Annotated in this window: 10 protein-coding genes and 2 pseudogenes; 1 reads left to right on the top strand and 11 read right to left on the bottom strand. The window is 33.2% G+C overall.

The annotated features are described in order from the left end of the window. Nucleotides 1–9: 9 nt before the first annotated feature. A complete protein-coding gene (locus ICJ84_RS04885) occupies nucleotides 10–1,062 on the bottom strand; it encodes a GntR family transcriptional regulator (protein ID WP_188215216.1) in 1,053 nt (350 codons plus the stop codon). 817 nt (nucleotides 1,063–1,879) lie between these two features. Here ICJ84_RS04885 and ICJ84_RS04880 point away from each other — a divergent pair. Continuing rightward, nucleotides 1,880–4,855 carry an endopygalactorunase gene (locus ICJ84_RS04880; RefSeq protein WP_188215215.1) on the top strand — a complete coding sequence of 992 codons (2,976 nt, stop codon included), beginning with the start codon at nucleotides 1,880–1,882 and terminating at the stop codon, nucleotides 4,853–4,855. 248 nt (nucleotides 4,856–5,103) lie between these two features. On the opposite strand, the gene ICJ84_RS04875 is transcribed toward ICJ84_RS04880, so the two are convergent. The 10 genes and pseudogenes from ICJ84_RS04875 to ICJ84_RS04830 all read right to left on the bottom strand — a co-directional run bounded on the left by ICJ84_RS04875 (nucleotide 5,104) and on the right by ICJ84_RS04830 (nucleotide 16,818). Beyond that, the gene (locus ICJ84_RS04875) at nucleotides 5,104–6,015 is read right to left on the bottom strand and encodes a glycoside hydrolase family 43 protein (RefSeq protein WP_206688673.1); all 912 of its coding nucleotides are present in this window, start codon (nucleotides 6,013–6,015) and stop codon (nucleotides 5,104–5,106) included. A 204-nt stretch (nucleotides 6,016–6,219) separates the two neighbouring features. After that, the gene (locus ICJ84_RS04870) at nucleotides 6,220–6,513 is read right to left on the bottom strand and encodes a hypothetical protein (RefSeq protein WP_188215213.1); all 294 of its coding nucleotides are present in this window, start codon (nucleotides 6,511–6,513) and stop codon (nucleotides 6,220–6,222) included. Nucleotides 6,514–6,761: 248 nt separating this feature from the next. Further along, the gene (gene galE, locus ICJ84_RS04865; protein WP_188215212.1) at nucleotides 6,762–7,802 is read right to left on the bottom strand and encodes a UDP-glucose 4-epimerase GalE; all 1,041 of its coding nucleotides are present in this window, start codon (nucleotides 7,800–7,802) and stop codon (nucleotides 6,762–6,764) included. A 42-nt stretch (nucleotides 7,803–7,844) separates the two neighbouring features. Beyond that, complete coding sequence (locus tag ICJ84_RS04860; RefSeq protein ID WP_188215211.1) at nucleotides 7,845–9,491, bottom strand: sodium/sugar symporter; 1,647 nt, start codon at nucleotides 9,489–9,491, stop codon at nucleotides 7,845–7,847. A gap of 478 nt (nucleotides 9,492–9,969) precedes the next feature. Continuing rightward, nucleotides 9,970–10,504, bottom strand: a pseudogene (locus ICJ84_RS04855) (integrase core domain-containing protein); the annotation flags it as partial. Between the two features lie 64 nt (nucleotides 10,505–10,568). Continuing rightward, nucleotides 10,569–10,819, bottom strand: a pseudogene (locus tag ICJ84_RS04850) (transposase); the annotation flags it as partial. A 160-nt stretch (nucleotides 10,820–10,979) separates the two neighbouring features. Further along, complete coding sequence (locus tag ICJ84_RS04845) at nucleotides 10,980–12,635, bottom strand: sulfatase family protein (protein ID WP_188215210.1); 1,656 nt, start codon at nucleotides 12,633–12,635, stop codon at nucleotides 10,980–10,982. 120 nt (nucleotides 12,636–12,755) lie between these two features. Then, complete coding sequence (locus ICJ84_RS04840) at nucleotides 12,756–14,162, bottom strand: hypothetical protein (protein WP_188215209.1); 1,407 nt, start codon at nucleotides 14,160–14,162, stop codon at nucleotides 12,756–12,758. A gap of 186 nt (nucleotides 14,163–14,348) precedes the next feature. After that, the gene (locus tag ICJ84_RS04835; RefSeq protein ID WP_188215208.1) at nucleotides 14,349–15,851 is read right to left on the bottom strand and encodes a hypothetical protein; all 1,503 of its coding nucleotides are present in this window, start codon (nucleotides 15,849–15,851) and stop codon (nucleotides 14,349–14,351) included. Between the two features lie 85 nt (nucleotides 15,852–15,936). Beyond that, nucleotides 15,937–16,818 carry a PKD domain-containing protein gene (locus ICJ84_RS04830; protein WP_188215207.1) on the bottom strand — a complete coding sequence of 294 codons (882 nt, stop codon included), beginning with the start codon at nucleotides 16,816–16,818 and terminating at the stop codon, nucleotides 15,937–15,939. Between the last annotated feature and the right edge of the window lie 10 nt (nucleotides 16,819–16,828).

Here is a 16,828-nt window from a genome sequence, read left to right as displayed (position 1 = left end):
CCACTAAATTTAAATTGAGTTTCTTTTAATGAGAGTAAACGGATTTTTAATCTTCCCTCTTAGTTTATTTAAAATCATATGAGCAGCCGTTTCTCCCATGTGCTTAAAATCAGTTGAAATTACGGCAATGTCTAACAAACGTTTAAAAGGAGTTTCGTTGTAGGAAATAACCCCTAAATTCTTCCCCAACACCAATTCTTTTTTATCGGATAATAAATCTAAAAGGGTGACTAAATCCTCATCCTCAATCACTATAAATAAATCCCATGAATTAAGGTTTGTATTCTCATCAATTTGGTTCAAAATTTTAAAATCAAAAGAAAATTCATTACAAAATTTAATGAATCCTTTACTGATTTTTTGTAAATAAGGAAAAGTGTCCGCTTCTGTTATAATCAAATTTAGTCTTTTATAATTTTTTATTTCATTCAAACCATCTGTTAGGGTATTGAATATATCATTCTCAAAATCCTGAAAAATTTCAATGATATCACCGTCTATGTTCATATCATTATTATCCAATAATATTATATTACTCCGAGGGATCTTCTCTAATAATTTTTTTGATTTTCTTTTAAAATTAAAATCCTCAGAACTTAACTGTTTAAAATGAGGCATAATAACATAATAATTGTACTTATTTAAGTTTTTCTCAATTAAACTCAAAAAGAGTAACTCATTACAATGATAAATTTCAAAATCGATATGATAATCTTCTCCTAAGGTTTTGATAAATGCATTATATACCTCTAGTTTATAAGGACTAACCTTATTAATTAAAAATAACACTTTTACCTTCGAAACGTCTTGATTGTTTACTTTTATAAAGGACCCTAGCCCCTTTGTTCCAACCACTATATCCCTAGATTTAAGAACCTTATATGCTTTTTCAACAGTATCTCTAGAAACTTTATATTCTTTACTAAATACATTTATTGAGGGTAATTGTGCATCGTTTTTGATATTCCCATTCTTAACGTTATCTAAAATACAATTTGCTATTTGAAGATAAATGGGTGTTTTATTATCTGAATTAAAATATAAATCCTTCAATAAATCCATGACATTTAAATTAATAGTGTTTTTATTTAATTAAGTTTTTTTTCAATATTCAGTTTTTAAAATCTCTATAATCAAAGCTTGATAGATTCTCAAACAGTCCTGAACTCTCCATTTAAAATATGTAATCACACAGACACCTAATCTGATGCTTCTACTATTTCAATTTCCTATAGACACAAGGGGTTAAACCTGTTCACCTTCCAACTTCACCTATACCTTTTTCTTAATGGTCGCTACATGCAGAAAATCTATCATAAATTGAATTACCAACACTTCTTACAAATGAAGAGACTTCATCGCACAACTATTTATTAATACCGCCTAACTCTTCCTATTCTTTGAATTTTCTAATTGAGTTTTAACTCGTACAGATATATTCATAAAACAGCTACTATAATTTGATTATAAGTTTTATAAATTATAACCTAGCTAATAAAGAAATTTTTAAACATTATTAAAACAACAAAGCTATATTAAACAGGGAGTAAAATAATACACAAGAAGAGGTCAATAGTACTTAAAAGGATAATTAACAACACTTGGTATATTAAAACATCTTATGTTTGGTACATCCTTAAATTAACTAAATATGAAGAAATAATATACTTGATAGCTCCAGTGTGCATTTTGACATACCCCAGAGTAATTTAAAGTAACGTGAATTAATTAAATTAAACTAGATTTACTTCGCTGCTTTTTTCAGATCTAGTCCTATTTTCAACCGAATACAAAAACATTCATAAACAAGAAAAGAGCCAAATAAAACCTTTAATTTAAAATTATATTGAACAAAAGATAACTTACATATCTAAAAAGTATGCAAAAGACAAGCTTAATTATATTATTACATTTTCTTTCGTTTATTCTTTCTTTAAAAGGAAGTGCTCAAAAGGCATTAGAGATTGTTAAAGCTAGTCATGCTACACATGTAGTTTCTATAACAACGGACTCGCTGATTCTAAAAACAGGAAGTACCTACTCTTTTACAATTGACACTCCTGAAGATGCCGGATTGGCTTCAACTGGGCTTACCGTAGAACAAATTAATGAGCAAATAAAATCAAAAGATGGTTCAATTCATAAGTATAATATAACGGATTCTACCGGGGTGAAGAAATTATCTGGAATTATTAACAATAGAGATAATCTGATAGTAAGTTCATCTGATGGTATCAAGAGTAAAACATATGCAATTGGATTAAAAAAGTATGCGCTAAGTGGCAACCTTTTTCTTGAGCAAAATAAATATACAGTTAAAACAGAAAAAAACATAACACTCTATTTTACAGCAGGACAACGCACCCCAAACGCCTCAATAAAAATAGAGTTACCAGAAGGCGTCCATGCCACCTTGGAAAATACGACCGTAAATGTAATCGGAAGAGGTGAAGTTAAATTGAAAGATTTATCAAATCAATCCATAGGCCGGGTTGGATCAGCTTATTCCTACTCTAAAGTTGGTAAAGTGAAAATTGAGTCAACAAAAAATGGCGGCTCCGTGATTATTTTTAATCATATTGATTTACGCCCATACAACGGAGTCGATTTAAAAATAACAATTCATAAGGTATTGCTTACTAGAACTGGTGCTTATCCTTTTAAAGCAATGTACAAAACTACAGAACCTGAGGTTCTTGTAAGCCAAGGAATAGACACTGAAACCGCAACATTACACGTAGTTGATTATATTTCCGATTTTAAACGGGTTCATCAGGTAAATGAGAACTATCAAGAAACATTTGAAACTTTTAAAAAAGTAAATTTCGAATGGACGCCTAATGGCGGGAAACAAAAAATTAAATTAATGCAATCCATAGACCATGGTGCAACTTGGTTAACCTCTTCTGCAGTTGTTGACCCAGAAAGAGGTTCGGCCTCCATATCAAATTTAGCACCGAATCAACTTTATACATTTAAATTAAAAATAAAAGATGGGACTAAAGAATACTATTCTAATAAAGCCTATTTCCTTTCAGGAAAAGTGAACATTAAAAACTTTGGCGTCACAGGAAAACCAGGTAATGACGATACCGAAAAGATTAATGAAGCCATAGACTCCCTGAATCGTCTTGGTGGCGGCATTTTAATGTTTTCAAAAGGAGAATATAACGTTCGTACAGTACATTTAAAAAGTAATGTTTGGCTCTATATTGATAAAGGAGCGACTATTAATGCATTAACAGGTGCCGATGCCCCTCGACCAACTTGGTTTAGCGATGCCCAATATCGCACAGGAATATCACCTACTCAAATTGGTCCTTATATTGACCCTGAAAATTGGTTAACAAAGCAAGATATAGGGCATACTTTTTTTAACAACGCTATGTTTTTTGCGGAAAGAGAGGATAATATTAAAATTATAGGTAATGGAAGGATTTCTGGTAATAACAACTTATATACGGGAAGCAGAGTTGCTAATAGACCAATAAATAAACGTGGAGACAAAATGTTCTCTTTAAAGTTGTGTTCTAATATTGAAATTGGTGGTATTTATAGAGAAGATGATCTTTGGTATGATGAATATAAAGATGAACCCTATTACCTAAAAAATGGTAAAAAAGACTTTAACACTAGTAATATGTTGCAAATAGATCAGGCTGGACATTTTGCATTACTTGCTACCGGAACCGATGACATTTATGTGCATGATACTTATTTTGGTAAAGTTTCTTCAGAGAATGCTCGTGATTTATATGATTTTATGCAATGTAACAACGTGATTGTTACAAATATATATTCTAAGCTTAGCAGTGATGATATTATAAAATTAGGTTCCGATTGTTCACTAGGTTTTACAAGACCTGTCAGCAATTATAGGGTACGAAATATAATAGGTGACACCCATTGTAATTTGTTTCAAATAGGCTCAGAGACAGCAGATGATATAATGGATGTACATGTAGATAATATTTATGTGCTTGGCGCAGATAAGGCAGGGTTCTCCATTTCAACAAACGATGGAGCACATGTAAAAGATGTGCACCTTAATTGTGGGCACACGGGTACAATTCACTCGCGTTCAAAAATGTATCGCACAACGGCTCCTTTTTTTATTTCTATATCTAACAGGGCAAGAATATTGGGTGCTACTGTAGGACGTTATAAGTTTAATGAAAATGGCATTCAACATGATGAATTATTGGCCAACAATGTGAATATTGGTCTGGTAGAAAATATTATCTTAAATGGTGTAGATATAAGTGAAGTTTACAAGGGAAGCTCTTATAAAAAAGATGTTCGATGGAAGCCCTACGATGGCTCTCAAGAAAAAGCCACTCCTATAGTAGCCGGTTATAAATTACCTGATTCTGATGATGTAGAAGGGGGACTGAATTTTAAATTGCCAAACGGTGAGCATACAGGATATATAAAAAACATTAGTTTCAAGGATATAAATGTATTGGTTAAAGGTGGAAATTATCTTGAAGATATAAACAAGATACCCCCCGAGTTAGGAGTAGGTCAATACAATGTCCCGAATTTGGGAGTTCAGCCATCATATGGGCTTTGGGTTAGGCATGTAAAAGAATTGTACGTTGAGGATTGCTCGTTCAATTACGAAAAACGAGATAGTCGTTATCCTTTGTTCTTTCATGATGTTTTGGGAGCCAAAATACAAAACGTAAAAACGGTTTGTGCTGATGATAATCATTATGTTTTAGGCTTGAAGCAAGCTAGCAATGTGACACTAAAAAACGTGACATGCTATGATAGTGAATGGGGGGACTCCGGTATGACAATATCTGATATATTTCACAAAGCAGGAGATGGAAAGATAAATAAATCTAATTAACTTCTTTGAACTAAGCCCACAGTCAACAAAACAATCGTAACTTGGACTTGCAACAAAAACCCGGAAAAATAGTTGAATGACTACATAACTAATTTAAGGTTATATATAGCTCTAATCTACAGGAATTTCATAATATTCTGGATAATTCTCGGGTTTTAAGGCTAATTGATCTATAACTATACCGGTATTGCTCACATAAATACGTATAATTGACACTATCCCGTAAACTTTACGCACTTGGTGAGATACTACCTATCAGGGGTAAAAAAACTTAAATCCCATTCGTTATACCAATGAATCTCCATTTCTCCTTTTTCAGTAATAGTTATTGGTAAAAACACATACTGGGATTCTGGTCGACCTCCTCCATTCCAGCGATCTCCCATATAAAGATAAGCATCCTTGTAACCGGGGATTTTAAAAATAAAACACGGTTGCGAATTAAATGAATTGTTACCTGCATCTCCAATAAAAGGACTTCCTTGACTTGTATATGGTCCCATCACAGAGTTAGCAGTATAATACGTCCCCGGATTTGGTGTCCAGCCTGAGCACTGACTGGTTAGGAGGTAAAATTTTCCATTCTTTTTCAAAATACCTGGACCTTCGCAATGGGCATCAATATCTACATCATTGGTTGTCGTACTAAGATAATCATCTGACAATTCAACTATTCTAATTGTGCGGTTTACGTGATCTGCAGCGTAACCTATGTAAGCTTTTTTTGTGTCTGGTTCAAAATACATACCTATATCTCTAGACTCGTGTCCATTAGGGCGGTAATGGTCTTTAATTATAAATGGTCCTGTAGGACTGTCACTAACAGCTACACCTAGTTCTGCAATACCATAATTTCGGCCATTTAATACTCCATCATAGTGAAACCACATCACATATTGTCCGTTTACATCATTATAAATTACTTTAGGACGCTCGAAAATTTTTATATCTCCTTTTTCTATTACAACACCTTCATTTTTCCAATTATAAAGATCTTTTGATGAATAACAAGATGCTCCTCTTGGTTTACCTCTATGCTCTCCATACCAATAATAAGTTTTTAAATGTTCAACATAAATAATATTACCTCCGTGACTATCTATATGTTTACCATCGGTATCTAACCACTCGCCACCAGGTTTGAAAGAGTTATATCTCATTTTTACTTGAGAAGAAACTAAGTTAACTAACAATAAAAATATTAAGCTTAAAAAATAATACTTTATAAAATTTGTTTTATCAAATACTCTCATTTTATGAATATTTTATTTTGTATAAAAATTGACACTAAAATTCTCGTTTCCCAAATTCACTTTCTATGAATTTAGATTTATTTTTAACCTTGTTAAAGGTATAGGGCAAGTTTAAGGATACCATATCAACCTCGTATACATAATTGGTATAGGTATAAAATTCATTTGGTCTTGAAGTAGCAATACTTTGCTCATTATAAAATAGTTTTCTTGTTTAGCATAATCTATTTTAAATACCCTTTGCTCATTGGTGACAACAGATTTATCATCTTGCTTATAAAGTGCTAAAGTAGCGTATTCAAGAGCATCATCCTGAGATTCATCCTTAATTACTCCTGTGATTTGTGCAAAAATAACTTGTGCCGAAAAACACAAAATTAACACTACTAAATACTTAAATTTCATTTAACTTTTTAATATAAATGTAAAAGAACTATACTTTATTATTTTTTTGTCTTACAGTTCTCTATGAAAAGGATCCAAAGGATATCTACTCCGCACCTTTTAAAGGATTTATATAAAGACCTTTTATCTTTAATTGGAAGTGCCATCACTCTCCTCTAATTCTAATATTTTATGATTTTATTTCTACAAGAGCAATTAAATAATTCCTTCTTGAACTTTACCAATAGTTTTACTAATAAACTGAAAGCTTATTTTTCTCTTACCTTCTGTTCCCATTTCCATGCTGAGGACAAGGCTTCTTTTAAACTATATTTTGATTTCCAACCCAATACTTCATTAGCTTTTGCTGTATCTGCATACGCAGCAATAACATCTCCAACACGTCTATCAATAATGTTATAGTTTAAATTTTGACCGGAAACTTCTTCAAAAGTCTTAATTACTTCAAGTACAGATGAGCCTTTTCCTGTTCCTATATTAAACACTTCAAAATTATCTGAATTATCCTTATTTATCAATCGTTTCAAAGCAGCTACATGGGCATTAGCTAGATCGACAACATGTATATAATCACGAATACAAGTACCATCTTCGGTTGGATAATCATCTCCAAATACCGAAAGATGCTCTCTTAAGCCTATAGCTGTTTGTGTTATAAAAGGTACCAAATTTTGAGGTACACCGATAGGTAACTCTCCGATTTGCGCTGACTCATGCGCACCAATTGGATTAAAATAACGAAGAGCTATAGCTTTAATATGATTTGAAACTTTACATGTATCTTTAATGATCTCCTCTCCTATTTGTTTGGTGTTTCCATATGGAGATTCTGCTGCCTTAACAGGAGCTGATTCTTTTATAGGTAAACTATCGGCTTGACCATAAACAGTACAAGAAGAACTAAAAATAAAGTTAGCTACTTTCATTTTCTGTAATTCTTTCAATATATATACCAAAGGACTTATATTATTATTATAATACATTAATGGTTCCTTTACACTTTCTCCCACTGCTTTAGATGCCGCAAAATGAATTACTCCGTCAATATCTTGATGCCTTCTGAAAAAGTCAGAGACCAAATCCTTTTCTTTTAAATCAAATCTTTCAAACAATGGTACTACTCCTGTTATTGAGGTAATTCCTTCTAAAACGTCTTTTGAAGAATTGGATAAATCATCAATAATCACTACTTCAAATCCTTCCTTCTGTAATTCAACAACTACATGAGCTCCAATATAACCTAAGCCTCCTGTAACTAATATTTTTGACTTTAAACTTTTATCTCTCATTATTTTCCTTTTTATATTACTTACCATAATATTTTTAACAGACTACCAAAAAACACAATAGAGCACAGACACAATCAAACAAACCACAAAAGCGCCAATATTAAACAACGGTGATGTTTTAAATAACTCCTTAGATAGGGGAATTCCTTTTTCATCATCAGCCCCCTTATTCTGCTTATAACTCAACACGACGATTACCAGCATAGTTAAAACCGCTGTTAATCCCATTTGATGCATCCATGGCTCCAATGCTGGAATTGAAATAAATTTTAGTGCTAATGCTATCGGAATGGATAACAGTGCTCCCCAAATAGCTGCATTATTAGTTGTTTTCTTCCAAAACAAACCTAAAATAAACACCGCTAATATACCCGGACTAACAATACCCGTCCATTCTTGAATAAATTGAAAAGCCTGATCAATACCTCCTAATAACGGTGCCATAATCACTGCTATAATCAATGCCACAGTAGCAGAAATACGTCCTACATTTACAGTCACTCTATCACTTGCACCAGGATTTATATACTGCTTAAAAATATCCATAGTAAAAATGGTAGACGTTGAATTTAACATGGAAGCTAAAGACGATACTATAGCTGCTGCCAAAGCTGCAAATGCTACTCCTTTTAAACCAACAGGTAAAAATTGCAACAACCACGGATAAGCTTTATCCGCCTGACCTGCGGAAGGTAGGCTTAATTGACCTGCCTCTCCTAAGCTTTCCATAATAGATGGATCATTAACTATGACATAAGCAGCAATACCCGGTACAACAACAATAATTGGAATTATTATTTTTAAAAATGCAGCCAATAAGATTCCTTTTTGAGACTCTCTTAAAGATTTTGCAGCAAGTGTTCTTTGAATAATATACTGATTAAAACCCCAATAATACAGGTTAGCAACCCATAAACCTCCTAACAATACCCATATTCCCGGCAAATCCAAATAATTAGTATTCTTACCGCCATCAGCATTAAACTCATCTAATATCATATGAAACTTTTCTGGAGCAGCATCTAAGACCTTATTAAAACCTACTAGAACACCTTGACCTCCTGACACTGTATTCAAAGCCAAATAAGTCGTTGCTAGCCCCCCTAACACCAAAAACACAACTTGAATCACATCGGTCCATGCTACTGCCGATAATCCTCCATACAATGAATAAGCCGCGGCAAACAATGCCAAACATATAATGGCATACATCATATCAATCCCCATAATGGTTTCAATAGCTAAACCTCCTAAATACAAGACTGAAGCAAGATTCACAAAAACATAAAGCGCTATCCAAAATACAGCTAAAATTGTTTTCAAATTGGTCGAAAATCGTTTTTCAACAAATTCAGGAATTGTATACAATCCCTTTTCAATAAAAATGGGTAAAAAATACTTTCCAACGATTATTAAAGTAATGGCAGCCATCCATTCATAAGAAGCAATAGCCAAACCTAAAGCAAATCCGGAACCTGACATTCCTATAAATTGTTCTGCTGAAATATTAGCTGCAATAAGCGAAGTTCCAATTGCCCACCATGGCAAAGATTTACTTGCCAAAAAATAGTCCTCAGCATTTTTCTCGTGTCCCGATTTATCCCGAGACATCCATAATCCTACACCTAAAATTAAAATGGCATATGCTATGAATACAGCATAATCCCAAAAGTGAAATCCATTAGTCATAATCTTGTTTAGTTTTTAATTGTATTTTTTACATTTAATAATGTAAATATAGTACTAACTATTTAAAAACACCAACACTTTAATTCAAAAATCGACATAATGGATTCTCCTTTAAATTTGTGACTTATACAATTTTGGATAAAACCTTTTTATGAAAAGCACAAAAAATGGAAATATACAATCACCTGAAACAAAAAAAGAGCACATAGAAGCTTTCTATATACCTGAATAGCACGGAAACGGAGAACTATAAACAGCGGATATAATGATCCTGTCTAACTCTTTATATGAAATATAATTAAATAAGGTCTTGAATAAAATTCAGCTACATTAATTTTATCCACCGTAGACAATTCTATATTTCCAATTTTTGAAGTTAAGTAAAAACTGTAAGCTTCCCTTAAATAGAACTGTTAGTTAGTACAATATTATCATTTATTTGATCAATCTCAACAAGGCTAGCCTTGTTGAGATTTTTCTTTACATATTCTATTTGAGGCAGGTTGCCCAGTGCGTCATGTGGTCGGTGATGATTGTAATCATCCATCCAAACCTGAGTTTGTTCTCTTACCTGGTCCAAGTTATCAAAAATATAGCGATTGAGCACACCTCTTCTATATGTGCCATTGAATCGCTCAATATAGGCGTTCTGAGTGGGTTTACCGGGTTGTATCGATCTCATGTAAATCTGCCCACTCGGCGGTTATCTTAGCGAGAAACTCAGATCCGTTATCTATGCGAATGCGATCTGGTTTACCTCGGCGGTTAATCAGGTGATTTAATACATAAACCACTCTCTTGCTGGTCAGGGAGTAATCTACCTCTATATGCAAGGCCTCTCGGTTAAAATCATCAACAATGGTAAATGCCCTGAACTTTCTTTTGTTCTCCAGGGTATCGTGTACAAAATCCATACTCCAGGTATGGTTGGATTGTTCTGGCACTTCCTAAGGTTCTTTTACACGGGCTGGTAAGCGTTTTTTAACTTTACGACGCATGGATAAGCCGAGATTTGATATTAAGAGGAGAAAACAATGTTTTCGTTTTTTTGCTGATGGCTCTTTTTAAGATGTCTCATTCTAACTCGCCTTCTTTTAAATCCCCTTTTAATCGAGCTATCTCTTTTTCTTCATCTATCATTATAGGATTGCTAGGACTTGAAAAACTGTTCTTACCATAATCTTTTAACTCTTTACGCTAACGATAAAGTACTGGAGGAAATATTCCAAGTCTTCGCATACTTGTTTTACATTGCCTTTGGCATAACTTAACTCGACTGCTTTCTGTTTAAATTCTAAGTTGTAATGTTTAGATTTTCTTCTAATAATTGCTAAGGCAAAAACTAACTAACTAACTAACTAACTAACTAACTAACTAACTAACTAACTAACTAACTAACTAACTAACTAACTAACTAACTAACATATTCTCTCATCTTTATGTCCAGTCTAATATAGAAAGTCCAATTAAACAAGGGTTTTATAAATTTCAGCTATGCTCAATGTTTTCCGTCGAAGGCGGTTCTCTATTGCTGATTTTTGTACCCTCTTGCTTTTGCTCATTATACAATTTAATGTAATGATTATCAAGAGCGTCTGAGTCTTTATATTTTTTTCTTAATTCCTTTAATTTTTCTTTCATTTCTTTAACTACAGTGGTATATTTAGGGTCATTATATACGTTATTAAGCTCTTGAGGATCTATTAATCTGTCGTATAATTCCCATTCGTCGACATCATAATAAAAATGAATGAGTTTATAATTTTTAGTTGCAATGCCATAATGCCTTTTAACCGCATGTTCGGCTGGATATTCGTAATAATGGTAATACAAGGCATCTCTATCCCATACTTCGTTATGACCAGTAAGTAAAGGCACCAAACTTTTTCCTTGCATATCCTCGGGTGCCTTGATTCCTGCAACATCTAAAAAAGTTTGAGCAAAATCTAGGTTCTGAACCATTTCATTTTCGGTAGTTCCTGGCGTTATTTTATTAGGCCACTTTATTAATAAAGGCGTTTTAAAAGATTCGTCATACATAAAACGTTTATCAAACCATCCATGCTCTCCTAAATAAAATCCTTGATCAGAAGTATATACTACCATTGTATTTTCTGAAAGTTTATTATCATCTAAATAATTTAAAAGTCTACCAACATTGTCATCTACCGAGGCGATTGTCCCTAAGTAATCCTGCATGTATCTTTGGTATTTCCAAACCATTAGCATGGAATCATTCATGCTAGAATACCTCTCTTTAAAATCTTCATTTATAGGTCCATAAACAGCATCCCAACTCGCTCTTTGTTCCTGGTTCATGCGGTTAATTGGATAGTTATGCAATCCCGTATAATCAATATTAAGCTCTTTAATTGTTTCTAGGCTTAACTTATCGTCATAGGCCAAATACATGTGCTTTAAAATATTCATTTCAGCCGTTTTAGCAGAGGCACCCCTAGTCTTATAATCATCAAACAAAGTCGCTGGCAGAGGAAATGTTTTCTTGGTATATGCCTTATAATATTTTTCGGCAGGAAGCCAGTTTCTATGCGGTGCTTTGTGTAAATACATTAATAAAAAAGGTTTGGAAGTATCCCTTCTTTTCTCCATCCAATCCAATGTTAAATCCGTTATTATATCAGTAACATAACCTTGAATAATAGTATCTCCTTTAGCCGTTATAAATTTAGGATTGTAATAATCGCCTTGTCCAGGCAATATTTTGAATTCATCAAATCCTTTAGGGTTATTTCCAAAATGTAATTTTCCAAACATTGCTGTTTGATAACCCGCTTGTTTGAATAATTGCGGAAATGTAACATTAGTGGTATCAAAATCACTCAAGTTATCAATTTTACCATTTAAATGACTATGTTTCCCTGTTAGGATAACAGCTCTAGATGGTGCGCAAATTGAATTTGTAACTGTAGCATTAGTAAATAAAATGCCTTCTTTGGCAATTCTGTCTATATTAGGTGTTTGAATTAATTTATCGTTATAAGCACTTATAGCTTGATAAGCATGATCGTCGGACATTATGAACACAATGTTTGGACGTTGGTCTATCTGACTATTTTGTTCTTTTTTTTCTTTTAGGTTGCATGCTGTAATTAACAAGCCTATTGTAAAAATTATGTACTTCATAATAAATATTTCATTAAAAATCCCGCTAAGCAAATAGTATTTATTTTAAACGGGATTATAAACAACTAACTCAAAACCTAAATCTTAGATTTCTTTTTATTCTTTAACTTTTTAGGTTCATTAAAAATTTATATCAGTAATTTTATACCAATTATCTTTGGGCGCCTCACTAAGTGCAAGCTCAATTTCTGGCTTTTTTGTATTACCATTTATAATTCCTGTAACCAAGTAATAATCTTCCAATTTTATTTCTTTAGGGATGTTAAGCTTTGTCTTGTAACAGTAATTACTGTCTTTTACCCAATCGCCTGGATTTGCTTTAAGATCTACTGTAACGGCAATAACTTTAGAGGTGTTTTTGTTTTTTAATCCCCAAGCCAATTTGTATTTGTTATTCCAATTTGGATGGTGATTTGGTAGCAGTCCAACGCCTAAATTTCGCCAGTTATTATCTATAATCAAAGTATCTTTACTCTTTTTTACTCCTACTCGATTTGGATATAATCTATAGCCTCCATGAGTTATGAATTTCTGAATAGACTTAGGAGCATGTTGTATCAAATATTTAGCTTGCAAGGGTACTCTTAAATCATAAACATTAGCGTGATAATTTAAAGCATCTTCCATTCCAAAGGTTAAAGCGTCCTTCCATGAATTAAAGTTATATTTTTTATCTAACTTATAGGTTAAATTCGTGGTATCGTTAGTTTTGCTGTTAAGCCAATAACACCCTTCTGCTATTAATGGATACCTTGGGAAAAAATAATTGTTTATACGTTCTCTTGATTTTTCACTAAACCAAAAACTTCCTAAACCATCTCGTCTTGGAATTAACTGTTTTTGATCAAAAACATAAGATTTGGCATGCTTCCAATCGGATTCGGATAAATTAAAAACAGTTAAAACATTTTTAAAATGTTTTGTATAAATACCAGTAATCTCATCTATAACATTACCCAAATGAGACTTGTCTTTAACTAGCACATTATGTCCTTCTCCCCAAAGACCTGCACCATAAGCATCTACAAAGTCTGTGATTTCAGGATTATCAAATTTAGCAGCAAAAGCCTTAACAAAAGCATTAAATTTGGCCATAAAAACAGGGTCGTCGTAGTATGGATTTTTAAATATCTGATGACCAGCCTGTCCTTTAATGCTTTTAAAACTTGCTCCTGCGTTAAAAACAAATTCTGGGGTAGCCTGTTGCACTTGATCTTGACTTTGGTGAAAAACTCTAAAAGCTAATTTTAAATGTCTTTTTTCCGCTCCTTCAATCAACTTTTTAAAATTCGGATCAATGTCCCAAGCATATTTCCCCTCTTGAGGTTCAAAGGCAGACCACACGGCACGAATATACAATATGTTACTTACGCTACTAGCATTAACAGCATCCATATCTTTCCAAAAATGATCGACATTCATATGCTTGTAATTGTTTTGATAATATGGGTATAATTCCCACCCTTCATTATACATAACCCATCCCATTGCTGGATTTTTAAGGACCCGCAATGTATCTGGCTTCATGTCAATTATCTTACTACTGGAAATACTTTTGTTATTGGATTTAAAAGCAAACAAGATTAATACTATAAATACCACAAAAAAATAACTCCATTTATAATTAAACAGATATTTTCTTAGCATCTCCTTTTTTTCAATTTTATACATATTTAATCTGAAATGGATTTTTCTACCTCAAAGTGACTGTTACTATTCTATTTCTACGTTTCCTATTTGAAGCCAACCATTAACAACTAATTGTTGTTCTACTGCTAAATTAATAGCTGGGTTACCTCCTTGGGTTGTATCAACAATGGCTAATGCCAATTTATATGTTCCAGAAGAAACACTACTAACACTTAATGATTCTGTATATTTTGTAGCTCCCCCTGTATTTACCCAATCAGAAGGCTCTGCTTTTTCACTTATCCATTTTTTAACAATTGTACCTTGATTATTAAGTAAAGTAAATGCTACCTTGTATTTAAAATTCCAACGTCTATCATTATTTGGAAGTACACCTTGAGCTATATTTTCCCATGAATGTTCGATTTCTAAATTCTTATTTGCAGCAACTGACTCGCTATACGATACCTTTTGAGGATAAATACGATACCCTCCTTTTTCTATAAAGAGGTCTACTTGATCTTTTGCCAATCTAACATAACGGCTTGCCTCTACAGTTTCTCTTAAATCCAAATAATTGGCATGTGTTGAAAGTGCTTCAGAAACAACTTGCTTATAATAATCTGCCCATGAATTCCAAGAATAAAGTTGGTCGGTGTTATTAGCATATGTAATGGAGTTATTACCCCAATAAGCGGCTTCTGCTACCACCATTCTATCTGGGAAAAAACTACGCAATAATTGCTTTTGACTTTCTGGAAACCAATAACTAGCATATCCATCACGACGTGGTGAATAACCTTGACCTTCATAAGCATATGTTTTTTCTAAAGATAAGCCTACTTGACTATCTATAGTTATTATTAAAGGCACCTTTTTAAAGCTATTTCCATATAGATTAATAATCCATTTAAATGTGTTTTCCATATTGGCCACATTTTTAAACTTTATATTGTGGCCTTCACCCCACCAACCTAAATTATAACCATCTACATAGTCCACCTTATTAGGGTCATCAAATTCTTGCGCGAATGCTTTTACAAAATTTGTAAACTTCTCTTGGAAAATAGGATCATCAGGATAAGGAGTTAAATTTGTACCTCCATTAGCGCCAGCCACCTCATAGCCCTCTGCACCTGCATCAAATACAAACTGAGGTGTTGCAGGTCTTAAATTATCTCGCCCATTTACAAATACTCTAAAAGAAAGACGTAAACCACGATCTAAAGCACCTTGAATTAAAGCTTTAAAATTAGCATCATATTCCCAAGCATATTTACCCTCTTCCGGTTCCATATCAGACCAACGCCATCTTAAATAAAAACAAGAAGCATAATCTCGAGCAATCTGATCTTGAGCTGCCCAATACGCACCTGCATCAGCCATTTCATCAACACTTGCTGCATCATACAATGTCCATCCCATTCCTGGGTTTCTAATAATACCTTTGGTTAAAGGAACATATTCTTTTGTTGTCAATTTAGTATCAACACTTGGTTTATTAGGTTCATCGTCTCCAGAAGAACAACTGGATAAAATAAACGTTATAACGCCTAATAACAATATACTCCACACATTTTTTTTCATCTCTATCATTTTTAAAAAAGAGGCTTACTAAATAATCGGTAACTTGTCCTAATATTATAGAAAGCCTCTAATATTCTTTAATATTCTAAAACTTTACATGAATAGTAGTTTGTCCTGTTCCTCTTTCAGGAATTCTACCTTTTAAATTCCACTTAGGAGCCCAATCGATTAATGCAAAGTCAACACCTTCGCTTGAAAGTGTAGCGAACTTGCTTATTTCTTCCTTGGATAATGCCAATTCTAGAGCAACTTTACCATTTGGTAATGTAACTTTATCTGAGGCAAACCACCATACACCTGCATCTGATTGGAAGGTCCATTGCCACTGCCAAGATTCTGCTCCTATTTTATGCGTATGTAACCCATGTACAGGACTAGAACCTAAAATATCAAATCCAGTATTGGTCCACCAATTTTCTTTAACACAACCTGTTGTGTAATCACCATCTGTATTTATTGCCAATTCTGGCATAAAAAATGACATATCGGAATTCCCCTCAAGATAAATACAAATTAAATCTCCTGCGCCTTGCACTTTTATGCGCTCTAAACTTCCTTCTCCTTTAACATTTTCAACATAAGATACGGTATCCCAATCTGAAAAATCACCATCAATAACAATAGTGGCAGGAATATCAACCAAAGAAATGGTTTTTGTTACCGAACTTTCTAAACCTGTCTCTCTACTAGTAACAGTTAATGTAACAGCAACATCGTAAGTCCCGGGCTTGGTGTATACGTAAGACGGATCATTTATTACACTCACAGAGCCAACTCCATCGTCAAATTCCCATAAATAAAGATCGGCATTCTCTGATTTGTTAACAAAATCTACTTTCCCTTTAGTTACCGAAAAATCAAAATCGGCTTTAGGTTCTATAATTTCCTTCTCATCACTGCTACAGGAAACCAAGCTTAACAACACCATTATACTTAATGTGTATAGTTTAATTACTTTATATTTCATATTAAATTTA

The organism is Aestuariibaculum suncheonense (genome assembly GCF_014596935.1).
Taxonomy (GTDB): Bacteria; Bacteroidota; Bacteroidia; order Flavobacteriales; family Flavobacteriaceae; genus Aestuariibaculum; species Aestuariibaculum suncheonense.
Note: the sequence above shows the minus strand (reverse complement) of the source record. Positions and strands in the feature narration are given on the sequence as shown.